Raw genomic sequence first — 15,531 nt, forward strand, 5'->3', positions numbered from 1 at the left:
CTCCTCGTTATTTAATGCTGCGGTTAACTGAATTATTGGTATTAATTTCTCCACTTAATAAAACCGCGTGTAAATCTGAACCAAATGAACGTACATTTTCCATAACTGCTTTATTGCGGCGTGTAAGCCAGTTATAACCAAGTACAGCAGGTACTGCGACTGCAAGACCAATCGCTGTCATAATCAGAGCTTCACCAACGGGGCCTGCAACTTTATCGATAGATGCTTGACCTGAGATACCGATGGCTGTTAATGCGTGATAAATTCCCCAAACGGTACCAAAAAGACCAACAAATGGTGCAGTAGAGCCTACTGTTGCTAAAAAGGCTAAACCACCACCTAAATGATTTTGTATTTTCTCAATTGCGCGTTGAATTGAAATGCTCACCCATGTATTAAAATCGATTCGTTCAAGTAAAGAACCGCCATGTGATTTAGTTGAATTAATGCCTTTTTCTGCAATAAAGCGATAAGCGCTACTTTGTTCTAAACCTTCTGCAGCATTATCAAGGGAAGTCGCTTCCCAAAAGTGTTTTTCAGCTTCTTTGCCTTGGCGTTTGACTTTACCTTGCTGCAATAGTTTAGAGATGATGATGTACCAAGTTCCAATCGACATGAGTACTAATATAAATAAAGTAGACTTAGCAACTAAATCACCTTCGCGCCAAAGGGCTTCTAGGCCATAAGGGTTTTTAACAGTTTCACTCGTTGCTGGTTTCGGTGGTGGAGTTGGAGTATTTGTACTTGATGTAGCTTCAGTAGTTGCTGTGACCACAGGAGTATTGCTTGTTTCTTCTGCGAAAACTGAGCTTAATGGAAGTAACGAGCAAGCTGCGATTAGACTAGCAGAAGCGAAACGAACTAACGGTTGAGTTGATTTTTTCATCATATATCTCCAATATTTTTTAATTTCTTGCTAATTCAATTGTTTATTCAATTACAAATGGATATTCAATTTCATACCAATCTTGCTGAGGTACACCATCTTTCATTGCTGGTTTGAACGTACATAAGCTGTAAGCTTTAGTTGCCGCTTTATCTAAAATTTTGCTGCCACTCGATTTTTTTACTTTGGCATCAATAACTTTGCCGGATGTATCAACCAGAACACGTATACGCACTGTCCCTTGTTCTTCATTCATAAGTGCTTCTCGTGGATATTCTGGTTTTTCACAACCAGCGGAACCCTCTGAAACACCACGACTTACACCAGCTGGTTTGGGGGCTGGCGCAGCAGCCACTGGAGCAGGTGCGGCAACAGGGCTTGGAGATGGAGTACTAGGTGCCGCAGGAGCTGGGGTAGCCGCTTTAGTAGGTTGAGCCACTGGTGTCGTTTTTTGTACCGGTGTTGCTACTTTCTCTACTTGTTTAGGCGGCTCAGGAACCCTGGCAACTTTTTCTACCATTTTTGGTGGCTCAGGTGGTTTTTCCTTCGGTTTCGGTTCTTCCGGCTTTGGTGGAGGAGGTGGCTTAATATCCTGAATAATTTGTAATTCCACAGGTTTTTCTGCTGGTTTTTGAATATTGTTTGCTAAACCTGACATCAGAATATAGGCAACAAGAAGATGCAGAAAAATAACTGCAGCAATACCAATTAGGCGTTTGGCAGATTTATTTTCTATGTCTGTAAAAGTCATGCCCATAGTTACTCCTGAAACTGTAGACAAACAATTTTTAAAATGACTGTTTGGCTAAGAATGAGTATTTGTTCTGCAAACTAACCGTTGAGAGTTATATTTGCAGAACAACCATTTAGAACTTATATGTACCTCGTACAAAGTAAGTACGTCCTAAAGGATCTGCGTAACGTGGGTCATATCCCATTTGGAAGTTGTCGCCAACATTTGAAGCTGGTGGGTCTTCATCAAAGATATTCTTAATGCCCGCTGTAACTTCTAGATTTTTAAAGCCTTTGTATGTGCCTGAAATATTATAGGTTGTATAGTCGCTCACTTTGTGATTTCGATAGCCTGCCTTAACAGAAGAACTTGAATTTTGATCCTTATAACCGCGTGAAAAATTTTGTTGTAGGTTTAAAGCCCAATTCTCATAATTCCAATTTAGGTTTGCAGTATGTTTCCAGCGAAGAATAATAGCTTGGTAGTCTAGACCGCTATAAGTGCCTGCAACACTTTTCCATTCACCATTTTGCTCGGCTTGATATTTGTAATCCGTAATATATGTTCCATCAATATTGAAACCAAAACGACCTGTAGCAGTCATTGGAGAAACCCAACTTAAGCCCACATCGAAACCAGATGTTTTAATTCCACCTAAATTTTGTTGTGTTGTAATAATATAATCTAATGAGCCATCAGGATTACGTACAAATTTGTCTGCATATTTCACAGGGTCATCAAAAATAGCAGTTTCTGAAAGCGTAGCAATTTGCTTATCTACTTCAATATTGAAATAGTCGAGAGTCAAGGCTAAATTTTTAATTGGTTCAAATACTAAGCCAGCAGTAAAAGACTTTGACTCTTCCGGATCAAGACTTTTATTTCCCCCATTTTGTCTATCAAATTGCATATTACAATCACGTTCTCTTACACCACCTGGTTTTAAGACATTCCCTGGGCAGAGTACGGGATCATAATAGTATCCACCCGTATTGGTTACGGAGTTTGGTCCATTCACTTCCCAAAGTGTTGGAGCTCTGAAGCCCGTACTATAAGTCGTACGGAACATTAACTGTTTAATAGGTTCCCAACGAAGTGCAAATTTTGGATTAAACGTATCGCCAAAATCGTTGTAGTCATCATAACGAGCAGCGATTTGAGCTTCTAAAGTTTTATGAAGGGGGATATGAAATTCGGTAAATACCGATTTAATATTACGATCGCCAGTATTTACTGGCTCATCAGGATCGACACCTGTACTAGGTGCAACTCGGGCAACATCAGTAACGACTTTTGAAGTCCAATCTTCATAACGATAGCTTGCTCCAACTGCAAAAGCCACATCTCCTGCTGGTAATTTAAATATAGGTCTACTTGCAGTGAAATCGACTGTAGTTGTATCTAGATTGGCTTTTAAATATTTACCTTCAACACCTAACTGGTTCCATACATTGGCATCTTCAGGACTTTGCGGTCCGAATGGATTTAAAATACCATTGTTTAAAGCTTCTTGTGTTTTGTCAAAGTTTAAATAGCCACTTACTACTGCATCCGATGCACTACTATGAGCATAGGTAACGCCGGAGTTAATGTCCCAACCATGAGTTTCACCCTCAATACCAGCAAATATTCTATGTGATTGATTAATACTATTACTTACACGATTACCTGATTGTGAACGCAAATATAGAGGGATAGTTCCAGTAGCGCCTGCTAAAGCTGGAGTAATACCTTTACCTGGATAATATTTACTACTAGGGTCAAGCGTCAAATCAAAAAATACATCTGGTGCGACTGACGTTGTAACTTCATTTCTTGCATATAAATATTCTGCAATCGCGTTAAAATTATCATTTAATTTAAAAGTAGCTCGGCCCATAGCTGAGATGTCTTCTGTCTTTGGAACAATACCAATTACTGCTTGGCTGTTATATTTACAAATTTGACCATCAGTCTCTACTAGAGGGTTATTACCACAACCTGTAGATGCATAGGGATTACCTAATCCAGGTACATTGGCAGGGAATGAACCACTACTAGTTTTATGGATTCCTAATTCAGGTAATATGCCTCCACGTCGACTAACTTTACGGTCTTTGGCCATGACATCGTCGCCTTTGCGATAGTCCACAACACCAAAAACATTGTAGCCATTTTCGTCTAAATCACCGAAGCCGCCAAAGATACTGTAGTCTTGTTGCTCACCGCCTTTTTGTTCTGGTTTTTGATAGCCAGCAGTCAGATTAAGTCCTGTAAACTGTTTTTTGGTAATGAAGTTAATTACCCCGCCAATTGCATCAGTGCCATAAATGGAAGAGGCACCATCTCGTAAAACCTCAATACGGTCTAACATTGCGAGTGGAATAATATTTAAGTTGGTAACGCCACTGTCATAGGCGTTTGCAGCCAATCGACGGCCATTAAGTAAAACAAGTGTCTTATTGGCACCTAAGGCTCTAAGGTTCGCTGCTGAACCCACCGTCTTACTTGCGCCTACATTACTTGCAGTCACAAAGTTCGATTGGTTTGCACTGATCTTTGCTAATGCTTCCTCTGTTGTTGTTACCCCTTGTTTTAAGATTTCATCAACTTTTACGATGGTAATTGGCGAAGCACTTTGTGCTGCAACTCCTTTGATTGAAGAACCTGTAACGGCAACTTTTACGACTTTTGTTGGTTTTTCATCAGTACTTGATTGTTCAGTTTCTGCTGCTTGTGCCAGGGTAAGACACATCATACTTAAACTAAGGGTGCTTAATTTAAGAATTGTTTTGCTGATCTTGGGGGTTGCCTGAGATCGAACATTGTATTTTTTTTTCATCGTGGATTTGATCCCTTTTTGTTGTCGTTAGCGATATTGCTGGAAAGTTTTTAAGCAAAGCAAGTGCCAACTATATATTTTTCTTTTTTTAGTTTATGCAAAATATTGATATATATTGATTTTATTATGATTCAGCACGAAGGTTCATCTTTTATTAAGCAAAAATAAATTTTCCGTTTGGAAAATTTTTTAACGCTGGCCAAAAGTTTCAAATTTTTTTGTATAAAAAATATCCATTACTGGACTCTTCACATGCTTAATAAATAAAAATGTATCGTTTTAGAACCTTTTTATATGTAATGTTATACTATTTGTAATGTCGAGTTTTGTTATGTTTTTTATTTTAAATCAATTGCTTATTTTATAATTATTTGTTAATTTGGCTTTTCTCAATATGAATCATAATGTGTCATTAATGTATTTTATTTGTGCATTTAAGGTATTAGATGATTAACATATGCAAATATAATATTTGGCAAAAAGTTACTTTTATTTATATAGTTCAAACCATTTTAAGTACCTAATAAAAATATGAATTTCTAATATTATTAATTATTTTGTGATGAATATTAATAAATGGCATGAAATTCGCTTTATTTTCAGTAGTTACAAAAGATTGGGTTTTTGACTTTGTTTTTCCATTTGTTCAAATAAAAACGCTTATAGAAAAGTAAAGAATTAAACCCAAATAGGCTTATCTGTTGAAAAAGAACTTTTCTTATGCAGATTTAGATGTTACTCAAAAGGATAATATCTTTTAAAAAACTAATTACGTGGGTATGAACTTGAAATTAAAATTTTTTAAGCTCGCCATTTTAAGTCTGGCTATTACATCAGTTCCTTGTGCTTACGCAATTACACCAGCACAACCAAACAAAATTTTGCATGTTGCCTATGAAGCTCCAGATGATGGCTTCGATATGGTTAAAACTACCAATTTCTATAGTGCTAATATTGCTGAGGCAATTTTTGAGCCTTTACTCAAATATGACTATCTGGCACGTCCATTACAGTTAGCTCCCTATACAGTAGAGAGTCTGCCTAAAGTGGAACAAGACGGTAAAGTTTATACTTTTAAAATTAAGCCAGGTATCTATTTTACCAATGATCCCGCTTTTAAAGGTAAACGCCGTGAGCTAGTAGCCGAAGACTACGTCTATACAATTAAACGGATTCTAGATCCTAAAAATAGAGCACCGTCTGTTTCATTCATTGATGGTAAGTTACTAGGTGCCGATGCGGTTGTAGCCCAAGCAAAGAAAACTGGAAAATTTGATTATGCTGCTCCAATTGCAGGAGTCAAAGCACTTGATCGATATACTTTACAATTTACCTTAACTCGCCAAGACTATAATTTCCCTTATATTCTTGCCTATATTACTTTTGGCGGAGTTGCTAAAGAGGTTGTTGATTATTACGGTGACCGTATTGGTATGCATCCCGTAGGTACAGGCCCTTACATGTTAAGTAAGTATGTACCAAGAAGTAAGGTCGAGTTAGTTGCCAATCCTGATTATCGTGGTTTTGTCTGGAACTTTAAGTCGACAGGAACACCTTGGGATAACCAGCTTGTTAAGGAAATGTCTGGAAAGAAAATGCCACAAATTGGAAAGGTGGTGGTCAGTATTATTGAAGAACAACAGTCAAGATGGTTAGCTTTTCAGTCGGGTCAATTAGATTTTGACAAACTTACAGCAGATGCTGTTCCTCAAGCTTTAGATGGAAATCAGCTTAAAGCTTCTTTTAAGAAGAGAGGAATTAAACACTTCCCATATAAGGAACCTGAAATTACCTATACCATGATGAACATGCGTGATCCTGTCATTGGTGGTTTTAGCCCAGAAAAGATCGCTCTTCGTAGAGCAATTACTTTGTCTTATAACCAAAAAGAAAGTATAAAACAGGCTTATAAAGGACAAGCTGTTCGGGCTGAAATGTTTATACCTGAAGGTGTGAATGGCTATAATCCGAAATATAAAAGTAGCGTAGGATACAACCCGCTGCTAGCAAATAAATTACTTGATTATTATGGTTATAAAAAGGGGGCTGATGGCTATCGAAATTTGCCAAATGGGAAACCTTTGATTTTAAAAATTAATACAGAAAATAGCTCGGCCTCAGTTATCCACTCCGAACTCTGGAAAAAGAATTTAGATGCGATTGGCATTCGAGCTGACTTTAAAGTGAGTAATTTTGCAGATAACTTAAAAGCCGCAACTCAATGTAAATATATGATTTGGAGTGGGGCATGGATTGCTGACTATCCTGAAGGAGATAATTTTGCACAGTTGCTTTATGGACCAAATGCTGGGCAGGGAAACCATGCTTGTTATCAGTCTAAAACATATGATGCCCTTTATACTCAGGCCATTCATTTACCACCGCAACAACGTCTACCATATTATGAAAAGCTCAATCGCCAGATTGAAGCTGATAACCCATGGATTGTTCATGTAACTCGAATTCGTAACTGGTTAGTACGGCCACAAGTTCAGGGTTTTAAACCTCATCCTATGATGAATACAAACTGGCAATATCTTGATATTACTCCTATTAAAAAATAATTTTAGATAAAGATCATGATGACTGAAAATTTAAAACAAAAGCTCAAGCACTGTAGTATCAGCTTGCTATTCGCTAGTATGGCCTTAACGGGATCTACAAGTATTTTTGCGAAAAGCCCAGCCGATCCGAATAAAGTTTTACGTTACGTATTTCCAACTGCTGAGACAGGTTTCGACCCGGCTTATATCCATGATTTATATTCGGCGCATGTAACCACTTCGATATTTGAAACTCTATATACCTATGATTATTTAGCAAGGCCGGCAAAACTTATTCCGCAAATAGCAACTGCTATGCCAGAAGTCAGTTCCGATGGTCTGACCTATACCATTCGCATTAAAAAGGGAATTTATTTTACGGCAGACCCTGTTTTTAAAGGCAAACCTAGAGAATTAACAGCCAATGATTATGCGTACTCTTTTAAGCGTTTATTAGACCCGAATCTGCGCTCTCCAAATAGCTGGTTATTAGAAAACAAAATTGAAGGTATGGATGCTTTAGTCAAAGCAGCCAATAAATCTGGAAAATTTAACTATGACCAAAAGGTAAGTGGTTTACAAACACCTGATAAATACACTTTGGTGATTCGTTTAGTTAAACCAGACTATAACTTTCCTTTATTACTGGCCCATGACCCGACAGGTGCAGTGGCACGTGAAGTCATCGAAAAGTATAAAGACAAAGCTGGTTATGTAATGGGCCACCCTGTAGGTACAGGTCCTTATGTGCTGAGCAAGTGGGTACCAGCATCGCGTATTGTTTTAAAAGCGAATCCTGATTATCGGGGCTTTACTTGGAACTTTACTGCCAGCAGCCCTGAAGATCAGGCAATTGTGAAGCGACTTAAAGGTAAAAAAATGCCTCAAATCGGCACAATTGATATTCAGGTAATGGAAGAAAACCAATCTCGGTGGCTAGCATTTCAGCGTGGTGAGGTTGATATATTTCAGCTTGAAGGTCAATTGGTTGCAAAAGCGGTTAAAGACGGCAAACTAAGACCCGAACTTGCTAAAGATGGTGTGCAGTTATCTCGCATTGTTGACCCCGAAATTAGTTATATTTATTGGAATCTTAAAAATCCAGTCGTTGGGGGAATGAGTAAAGAAAAAATTGCTTTACGCCGTGCGATTGCGATGTCTCGTTCAATAGATCAAGAAATTAAACTAGTAAGAAATGATGATGCAGAGCGTCTACATTTTCCAATTCCACCAGGTGTAGTGGGTAATGACCCTCAATACAGAACCAGTACTCCATATTCTGTGAAAGCAGCAAATTTACTATTAGATCGATATCACTATAAAAAAGATGCCTCAGGTTGGCGTACACAACCAGATGGGAAACCTCTGGTCATTGAATATATGGCGCGTAGTGACAGTATTGGGCAGCAAAGCGCTGAACTCTGGAAGAAAAATTTTGATAGTTTGAATATCCGTATGGTCTTTAAACCCATGCTTTTTGCAGATCTTATTCGTGCGCAAAAACAATGCGACGGGATGTTCGGGTCTTCTGCATGGATAGCCGATTATCCAGATGGGGATAATTTTATGCAGAATTTTTATGGACCCAATACACATATGACGAACTGGTCTTGTGGTTCTACACCAGAGTTTGATCAGTTGTATCGCCAAACGCAACAAATGCAAGCAGGTCCTGAGAGAGATGCACTTTATCGAAAAATGACACGGTTGTTAGAAGTTTATATGCCTGTTCAAATCTCATATGCACGCTACCGGAATATGCTGGCTCAGCCAAAAATCATTGGATATAAGAAGCATCCAATTTTACATGCAGAGTGGATGTATTTCGATATTGATACAAATACTAAATCTAATCATTAAATGAAAAAAATTGGAGATACGATGAAAAATAATGCACTGAAAATGACAACCTTATGTGTGTTGACCATGGGTATAAGTCAATTTGTAACGGCAGAGACAATACGTCCTACTTTGCCATTACTTAAAACACAACAACTTCCAGCATGGTGTGATGCGAATTTAAAAAAGATTCAGAAAGAGATTTCAAATTTTGAAAAAACGCCTGTTAAAGATAATGCAGCAGCGGCGCCTATATTGGCAAAATGGGATAAAATTTTTGCGCATTTTGAAGATTTCTCAGGTCCTATAAGTCTATATAGTAACGTAGACCCAGATGCAAAGTTACGTAAGGCAGCAGAAGACTGTGAAATCAAAATTAATCAGTTTCATACTGATATATTCCAAAATTCAAAATTATATAACGTCATTAAGAATACCAAAGCTAATGATCCGATAGATCAAAAATACCGTCAAGATATCTTAGATCAGTTTGAAGACACAGGTGTTCAACTTGAGCCAGTAAAGCGTGCACGAATGAAAGCTATTCTGGATGAGTTGACCAAACTCGAACAAGAATATGCGCGTAATGTCCGCGATAATCCGGAGAAACTTGAGTTTACTCCTGAAGAGATGAAAGGCTTACCTCAAAGTTATATTTCAGCATTAAAGAAAAATGCTAAAGGCAACTATTTATTAGGTTTTGAATATCCGGAATATCGTCCTTTTATGGAGTTGGCAGATAATGATGATGCTCGAAAAAGATATCAAATTGCCTTTACTCGACGGGGTACTGAGCAAAATTTAAAACTACTCAAACAGGCAATTGATTTGCGTTATGAGCTTGCGCAGTTATTTGGAAAAGCAAGTTATGCAGATTGGGTTTTAAAAGACCGTATGGCTAAAACGCCTGAGGCTGTAAATCAATTTTTAGCAGAAGTCCAAAAAACAGTAGCACCACTTGAACGTAAAGAAGTAGAAGAACTCCGTGCATTTAAAGCACAAACTTTAAAAACGCCATTAGAAAAAACCGAGATTACACGTTGGAGTGAAGCTTACTGGAGTGAAAAACTTCGTAAGAGCAAATATCAGATTGATCAGGAAAAACTTCGTGATTATTTCCCAACTTTAGCTGCTCAAAAATGGTTGTTTGCTATTTCATCTGACCTTTATGGTATTGATTTTAAACCTGTCAAAGTTAAAGCATGGCAGGACGAAGTTGAATATTACGATGTAGTTGATAAGAAGACAGGAAAACTCCTTGGTGGCTTATATATGGATAAATTCCCTCGTGAAGGGAAGTATGGCCATGCCGCCGTTTGGGGAGTATATGGTGGTAGTACATTAACAAACCGCTTACCAGTTTCAGCCCTAGTCACGAACTTTAATCGTAAAGGGCTAAATAGCGATGAGCTTGAAACTTTTGTCCATGAGTTTGGCCACGCTTTACACGGCATTTTATCAAATACACGTTATGCCAGTCATTCAGGAACATCCGTAGAACGTGATTTTGTAGAAGCGCCATCTCAAATGTATGAAGAGTGGGCACGCCGTAAAGAAACTTTATCTAAAGTGGCCGATTATTGCGATCCAGCCTGCCCACGTGTTGACGATGAGTTAATTGCCCGATTAAAAGCAGTACATAACTATGGTCGTGGCTTGCGTTATGCCCGTCAGACCCTTTATGCACAGTACGATATGTCATTGCATACTGCTGATGCTTTAAAAGTGAAACCTTTAGAAAATTGGCAAAAAATGGAAGCTGCTACAGCTTTGGGTTATGTACCAACAACAGAGTTTCCTGGGCAGTTTGGGCATTTGATGGGCGGTTATCAAGCTGGTTATTACGGCTATATGTGGTCTGAGGTTTTAGCTTTAGACATGCTTTCTGCTTATGGGGACAACCTTAATAACCCGCAAGTAGGGCAACGTTACCGTCAAACGATCTTATCGCAAGGTAGCCAAAAACCAGCAGCTGAATTAGTTAAAGATTTCCTTGGCCGTGATCCTGACAATAAAGCATTCTTTAACGAAATTACCGGACAACGGGTTAAATAAGGAATTATCACTATGCTGGCATATGTTATTCGGCGTTTATGGCAGATGATTCCAACTATGTTGGGGGTAGTCTTACTTATTTTTATTCTTTTTAACTGGGTAGGTGGCGATCCTGCTTATATTTTAGCGGGCAAGATGTCTAATCCTGAGCAGATTGAAAACATTCGTAAACAGCTAGGTGTAGATCAGCCTTATTACGTTCAGCTCTGGATTTTTATTAAGCAGATTCTCACTTTTGACTATGGTGCAAGTTGGAGTACTGGCGAACCTGTTTCTCAAATTATCTTAACTCGATTAGGACCATCGCTCACACTTTTAATTCCACTCACTATTTTACAAACGGTTATTTCAATTATTTTAGCATTGGCTGTTGCCGCGGTACGAGGCTCTCTAACCGACCGTATGGTTATGATGCTATGTACCATTGGCATGTCGATCAGCATCTTAGTTTACATTATCGTTTTTCAATATGTTCTGGCGTATCAGCTAAGTTGGTTTCCTGTACAAGGCTGGAGCGACACCTTTACTGATAACTTATTTAAGTTTGCCTTACTACCAATTCTAATCATGCTGGTGGTGAGTATTGCACCGACTTTACGTTTATATCGTAGCTTTGTGCTTGATGAAATTAATCAGGACTATGTTCGAACAGCACGGGCTAAAGGTGTGGGTGAAAGCCGAATCTTAGGTGTACACGTATTACGTAATGCTTCAATTCCGATTATTACCGACGTGATGTCAACTTTACCTGCACTGCTCATAGGCGCATTTTTAATTGAACGTTTTTTTGGTATTCCCGGGATTGGTCGAGAGGTGATTATTGCAGTTGAGCGGAGTGATTTTCCTGTTATTAAAGCAATTACAGTTTACATCGCAGCTGCAACCATGATTTTTAACCTGATTGCCGATTTGGTCTACAAAGTGGTTGATCCACGTGTACAGTTGAAGTAGGTGGGCTATGCTGAGCGTTTTATCAAAAAGAAAACAACAAACAAAAGCCGAAGCTCATTCATCTGGCCTGTGGAAACTTGCCATGCGACGTCTTCGGGCCGACAAGATCGCGATGTCATCATTAGTGATTGTATTGCTTTATTTTATTATCTTGCTTCTATCAATGACGGGCGTGATTGCATCTGACTGGAATAAAGAGGTAGCCGTAAGTTATGCGCCACCCACATTTATAGGGGCAGACAAGACAACAGAAGCTGGACAAAATGCAGCAGCAAGTGAGGAAGAATTACCAGAAAATCCAGTCGATCCTTTAAAAGATGTAATTAACAAGCTTAAGGCTGAAATTAAACAAGAAAAGAGCTCTGGAAGCGCAATTGATTATTATGGTGTAGTTGACCCATTAGCCGATGATATGAAAGCGATCGATCAGCAACTGGGCGGACATCTACTAGATCAGCAAGTAGAACTGAAAAGTACCCTTGTGTTTGGAGCTGATAAATGGGGACAGGACGTTTTAAAGAAAACTATTAAAGGTGCTGAAACTTCAATTATTGTTGGGGTGATATCGGCTTTACTTGCAGTAGGAATTGGTACACTTTTAGGCGCAATTTCTGGATATTTTGGTGGTTGGGTTGATGATATTCTCAACTGGTTTTATAACATTTTTACCTCAATTCCATATTTGTTATTAGTTCTCGCGATTGCTGCAGTACTTCAACAAAAAGGTATTTTGTCTATTGTTCTGATTTTAGGTTTAACGGGCTGGACGGGTGTTTATCGATTAATACGTGCTGAATATATGAAACACACGGCACGTGAATACGTTCTTGCTGCCAAAGCAATTGGTGTTGGTCACTTCCGCCGTATGTTCATTCATATTTTCCCAAATGTCAGCCATATCGCTTTAGTCCAAATGTCAATTTTGGTGGTTTCTTTTATTAAATCTGAAGTTATTTTGAGTTTCTTGGGCTTCGGTGTGCCTGTAGGCGTAGTGTCTTGGGGAAGCATGTTAAATGAAGCACAAAGTGAACTTCTTTTAGGTAAGTGGTGGCAGCTTGTCGCAGCCTCTGTCGCAATGGCTGCTTTGGTTACGGCATTTTCAATATTTACTGACGCACTTCGTGATGCGTTAGATCCAAAGCTAAAATAAGAGGAAGGTCAAATGTTAGAACAAGAAAATAAGAATGCGCCGCTACTGCATGTTAAAAATTTACGAGTAAGTTTTAAAGGTGAAGATAAGCAATATATTGAAACCGTAAAAGGAATTAGCTTTGATATTCCAGCAAATACCACAGTTGCTTTAGTTGGCGAGTCGGGTAGCGGCAAATCGGTTACTTCATTGGCTGCTATGGGATTACTTCCTGTCGGTCAGAGCAAAATTGATGAGCAAAGTAAAATTATATTTGAAGGTAAAGATTTACTGAGCTTATCTCGTAAAGATATGCGCAAAATCTGTGGTAAAGACATAGCCATGATTTTTCAGGAGCCGATGTCATCATTAAATCCAGTTTTTACGGTTGGCAATCAAATTGCAGAAGTGTTGTGTTTACATATGGGGTTGAATCGTAAACAGGCTCGACAACGCGTTTTAGAATTGCTTAAAGAAGTAGGTATCCCTTCACCTGAAACTAAAATTGATGCCTATCCAAATCAACTTTCTGGTGGTCAACAGCAACGTGTCATGATTGCTATGGCGATTGCGTGTGAGCCTAAACTACTTATTGCCGATGAGCCGACTACGGCACTTGATGTCACGATCCAAAAGCAAATTATTGATCTACTCGAGTCATTGCGTAAGCGCCGTCAAATGTCGATGCTTTTTATTACCCACGATTTAGCATTGGTCGGTGAAATTGCAGATAAAGTCATTGTAATGCGTCATGGCGAGATAAGAGAGCAAGGTGCTGCTGAGCAGGTCCTTGAACAGCCTAAAGATGTATATACGAGAGCTTTGTTATATTGCCGCCCGCAAATGTCACAACGGCCTTATCGTTTGCCTGTAACGAGCGATTTTATGCGTCAAGAAGACGATGTATTGGTCGAACAAAGTTTTGATGTTTCAGCAATTCCCGAGCGCAAACGTGGTTTAAATGGTGATGAGAAAATCATCTTGGAAGTAAAAGACCTGAAAAAAAGCTTTTATAGCCGTAAAGGTCTATTTGGCAAAGAAGAGTTTCAGCCCGTAAAAGGCGTTTCTTTTAGGCTGGCTAAGGGAAAAACTTTGGGTTTAGTCGGAGAGTCTGGATCAGGTAAAACGACTGTTGGGCTATTACTCATGCGTTTACATCAGGCATCTGGTGGGCAGGCTTTCATCGAAGGTAAAGATATTCTTTCATTAACTGAAAAAGAGTTTGCTAAATATCAACGTAAAATCCAGATCATCTTTCAAAATCCCTATGCGTCTCTTAATCCACGCTTTACCATTGGGCAGATTTTATTAGAGCCTATGCAAATTCATAAAATCGGTAAAGATGATGCAGAGCGTAAACAAATTGCCCTTGGACTGCTTGAGCGAGTCAATTTACCTGAACAAGCTTACTACCGATATCCGCATGAGTTTTCAGGTGGACAACGTCAACGTATTGCCATTGCACGCTGTTTAACGCTGAAGCCTGAAATTTTGATTTGTGATGAATCTGTTTCTGCACTAGATGTTTCAGTTCAGGCACAAGTACTTAACCTATTACAAGATTTACAAGATGAGTTTGGGCTGAGTTATATCTTTATTTCACATGACTTATCGGTTGTGAAATATATCTCTGATCAGGTCATGGTCATGAATCATGGAGAAGTTATTGAAATAGCCAATTCAGATGAACTCTATGCACATCCTCAACATGATTATACTAAACGACTATTAAAGGCGATTCCTCAAGGGATTCAACACATTTCATGAGCGTAAAGTTATGTCGTTAAGGGCACTTTCGAGTGCCTTTTTATTTGGTTTATGTGGTAAATGCTTATAAAATAAGAGAGATAAATGTAGAGTATTTTATTCTTGTTATGTGCGCTAATTTTAAACCTTTAACGTTTGCCCAATTACAGCAACTTCAGTTGCCTGTGGTCGGCTTTAGCTATGCCGAAGAGGTTTATCCTGCAGGAACAATGCCACTATTATTTAAATCACCACAAGGGCTTGAGTGGCGTGAAGTGATGTTCGGATTGGTTCCTAAATGGGCTGAAGATACAAATATAGCAAAACATACCTACAATGCCCGCCATGAGACTATTTTTCAAAAACCTAGCTTTCAAGAAGCTGCACTTAAATGTAAATTTGGTGTGATTCCAGTGACCGAATTTTATGAAAGTAAGTATATAAATGATAAACCTGAGCGGTGGGGTGTTCGCCGTAAAGATGGGCAGGCTTTTTTCATCGCAGCAATCTATGAAATTTGCAAAATAAATGAAACGATTATTCGTTCTGCAAGCATGTTGACGATGGATGCTATAGACCATCCGATGATGAAAGATTTTCATGATCCAGGCGATGTTAAACGATCAGTTATTGTGATTCCACATGAACGACTAGATGAATGGTTAAGTTTAGAAACACCAGATATTTCCAGCTTTATCGAAGGCTTTCCAGTTGAAGAGTTTGAATGCTCTCATGTACCAAAAGAAAAAATTATAAAACCTACACCACAGTTAAGTATGTTTGACTAATCTATCTAAAATTAAGATGAGGTTATTGATCTCAAATTTG

General features: G+C 38.6%; 10 protein-coding genes and 1 pseudogene. 7 read left to right on the plus strand and 4 right to left on the minus strand.

Annotated elements, in window-relative coordinates; all coding sequences use genetic code 11:
* Nucleotides 1–7 precede the first annotated feature (7 nt).
* The 4 genes and pseudogenes from MKL33_RS13675 to MKL33_RS13690 all read right to left on the minus strand — a co-directional run bounded on the left by MKL33_RS13675 (nucleotide 8) and on the right by MKL33_RS13690 (nucleotide 5,082).
* Nucleotides 8–889, minus strand: a complete 882-nt coding sequence (locus MKL33_RS13675) for a MotA/TolQ/ExbB proton channel family protein (RefSeq protein WP_270907144.1) — start codon at nucleotides 887–889, stop codon at nucleotides 8–10.
* 40 nt (nucleotides 890–929) lie between these two features.
* The gene (locus MKL33_RS13680) at nucleotides 930–1,643 is read right to left on the minus strand and encodes an energy transducer TonB (RefSeq protein ID WP_270907145.1); all 714 of its coding nucleotides are present in this window, start codon (nucleotides 1,641–1,643) and stop codon (nucleotides 930–932) included.
* A 109-nt stretch (nucleotides 1,644–1,752) separates the two neighbouring features.
* Nucleotides 1,753–4,440, minus strand: a complete 2,688-nt coding sequence (locus tag MKL33_RS13685) for a TonB-dependent receptor (protein WP_270907146.1) — start codon at nucleotides 4,438–4,440, stop codon at nucleotides 1,753–1,755.
* Nucleotides 4,441–4,960: 520 nt separating this feature from the next.
* Nucleotides 4,961–5,082: pseudogene (locus MKL33_RS13690) on the minus strand (hypothetical protein).
* 131 nt (nucleotides 5,083–5,213) lie between these two features.
* Here MKL33_RS13690 and MKL33_RS13695 point away from each other — a divergent pair.
* The 7 genes from MKL33_RS13695 to MKL33_RS13725 all read left to right on the plus strand — a co-directional run bounded on the left by MKL33_RS13695 (nucleotide 5,214) and on the right by MKL33_RS13725 (nucleotide 15,491).
* A complete protein-coding gene (locus MKL33_RS13695) occupies nucleotides 5,214–7,004 on the plus strand; it encodes an ABC transporter substrate-binding protein (RefSeq protein ID WP_130121060.1) in 1,791 nt (596 codons plus the stop codon).
* A 15-nt stretch (nucleotides 7,005–7,019) separates the two neighbouring features.
* Nucleotides 7,020–8,843 (plus strand): ABC transporter substrate-binding protein, encoded by a 1,824-nt coding sequence (locus MKL33_RS13700; RefSeq protein WP_082188481.1) that lies wholly within the window; start codon nucleotides 7,020–7,022, stop codon nucleotides 8,841–8,843.
* Entirely contained in the window at nucleotides 8,844–10,877 is a 2,034-nt protein-coding gene (locus tag MKL33_RS13705) for a M3 family metallopeptidase (RefSeq protein ID WP_270907147.1), read from the plus strand. It begins immediately after the preceding gene.
* A 12-nt stretch (nucleotides 10,878–10,889) separates the two neighbouring features.
* The gene (locus MKL33_RS13710; RefSeq protein WP_000881922.1) at nucleotides 10,890–11,828 is read left to right on the plus strand and encodes an ABC transporter permease; all 939 of its coding nucleotides are present in this window, start codon (nucleotides 10,890–10,892) and stop codon (nucleotides 11,826–11,828) included.
* Between the two features lie 7 nt (nucleotides 11,829–11,835).
* On the plus strand, nucleotides 11,836–12,978 hold the full coding sequence (locus MKL33_RS13715; RefSeq protein ID WP_270907148.1) for an ABC transporter permease: 1,143 nt from the start codon (nucleotides 11,836–11,838) through the stop codon (nucleotides 12,976–12,978).
* Between the two features lie 12 nt (nucleotides 12,979–12,990).
* Complete coding sequence (locus MKL33_RS13720) at nucleotides 12,991–14,724, plus strand: ABC transporter ATP-binding protein (protein ID WP_270907149.1); 1,734 nt, start codon at nucleotides 12,991–12,993, stop codon at nucleotides 14,722–14,724.
* Between the two features lie 107 nt (nucleotides 14,725–14,831).
* Entirely contained in the window at nucleotides 14,832–15,491 is a 660-nt protein-coding gene (locus tag MKL33_RS13725; protein ID WP_270907150.1) for an SOS response-associated peptidase family protein, read from the plus strand.
* The last annotated feature ends 40 nt before the right edge of the window (nucleotides 15,492–15,531 follow it).

The sequence above is a fragment of the Acinetobacter sp. AOR43_HL genome (genome assembly GCF_027854635.1).
Classification (GTDB): Bacteria; Pseudomonadota; Gammaproteobacteria; order Pseudomonadales; family Moraxellaceae; genus Acinetobacter; species Acinetobacter pittii.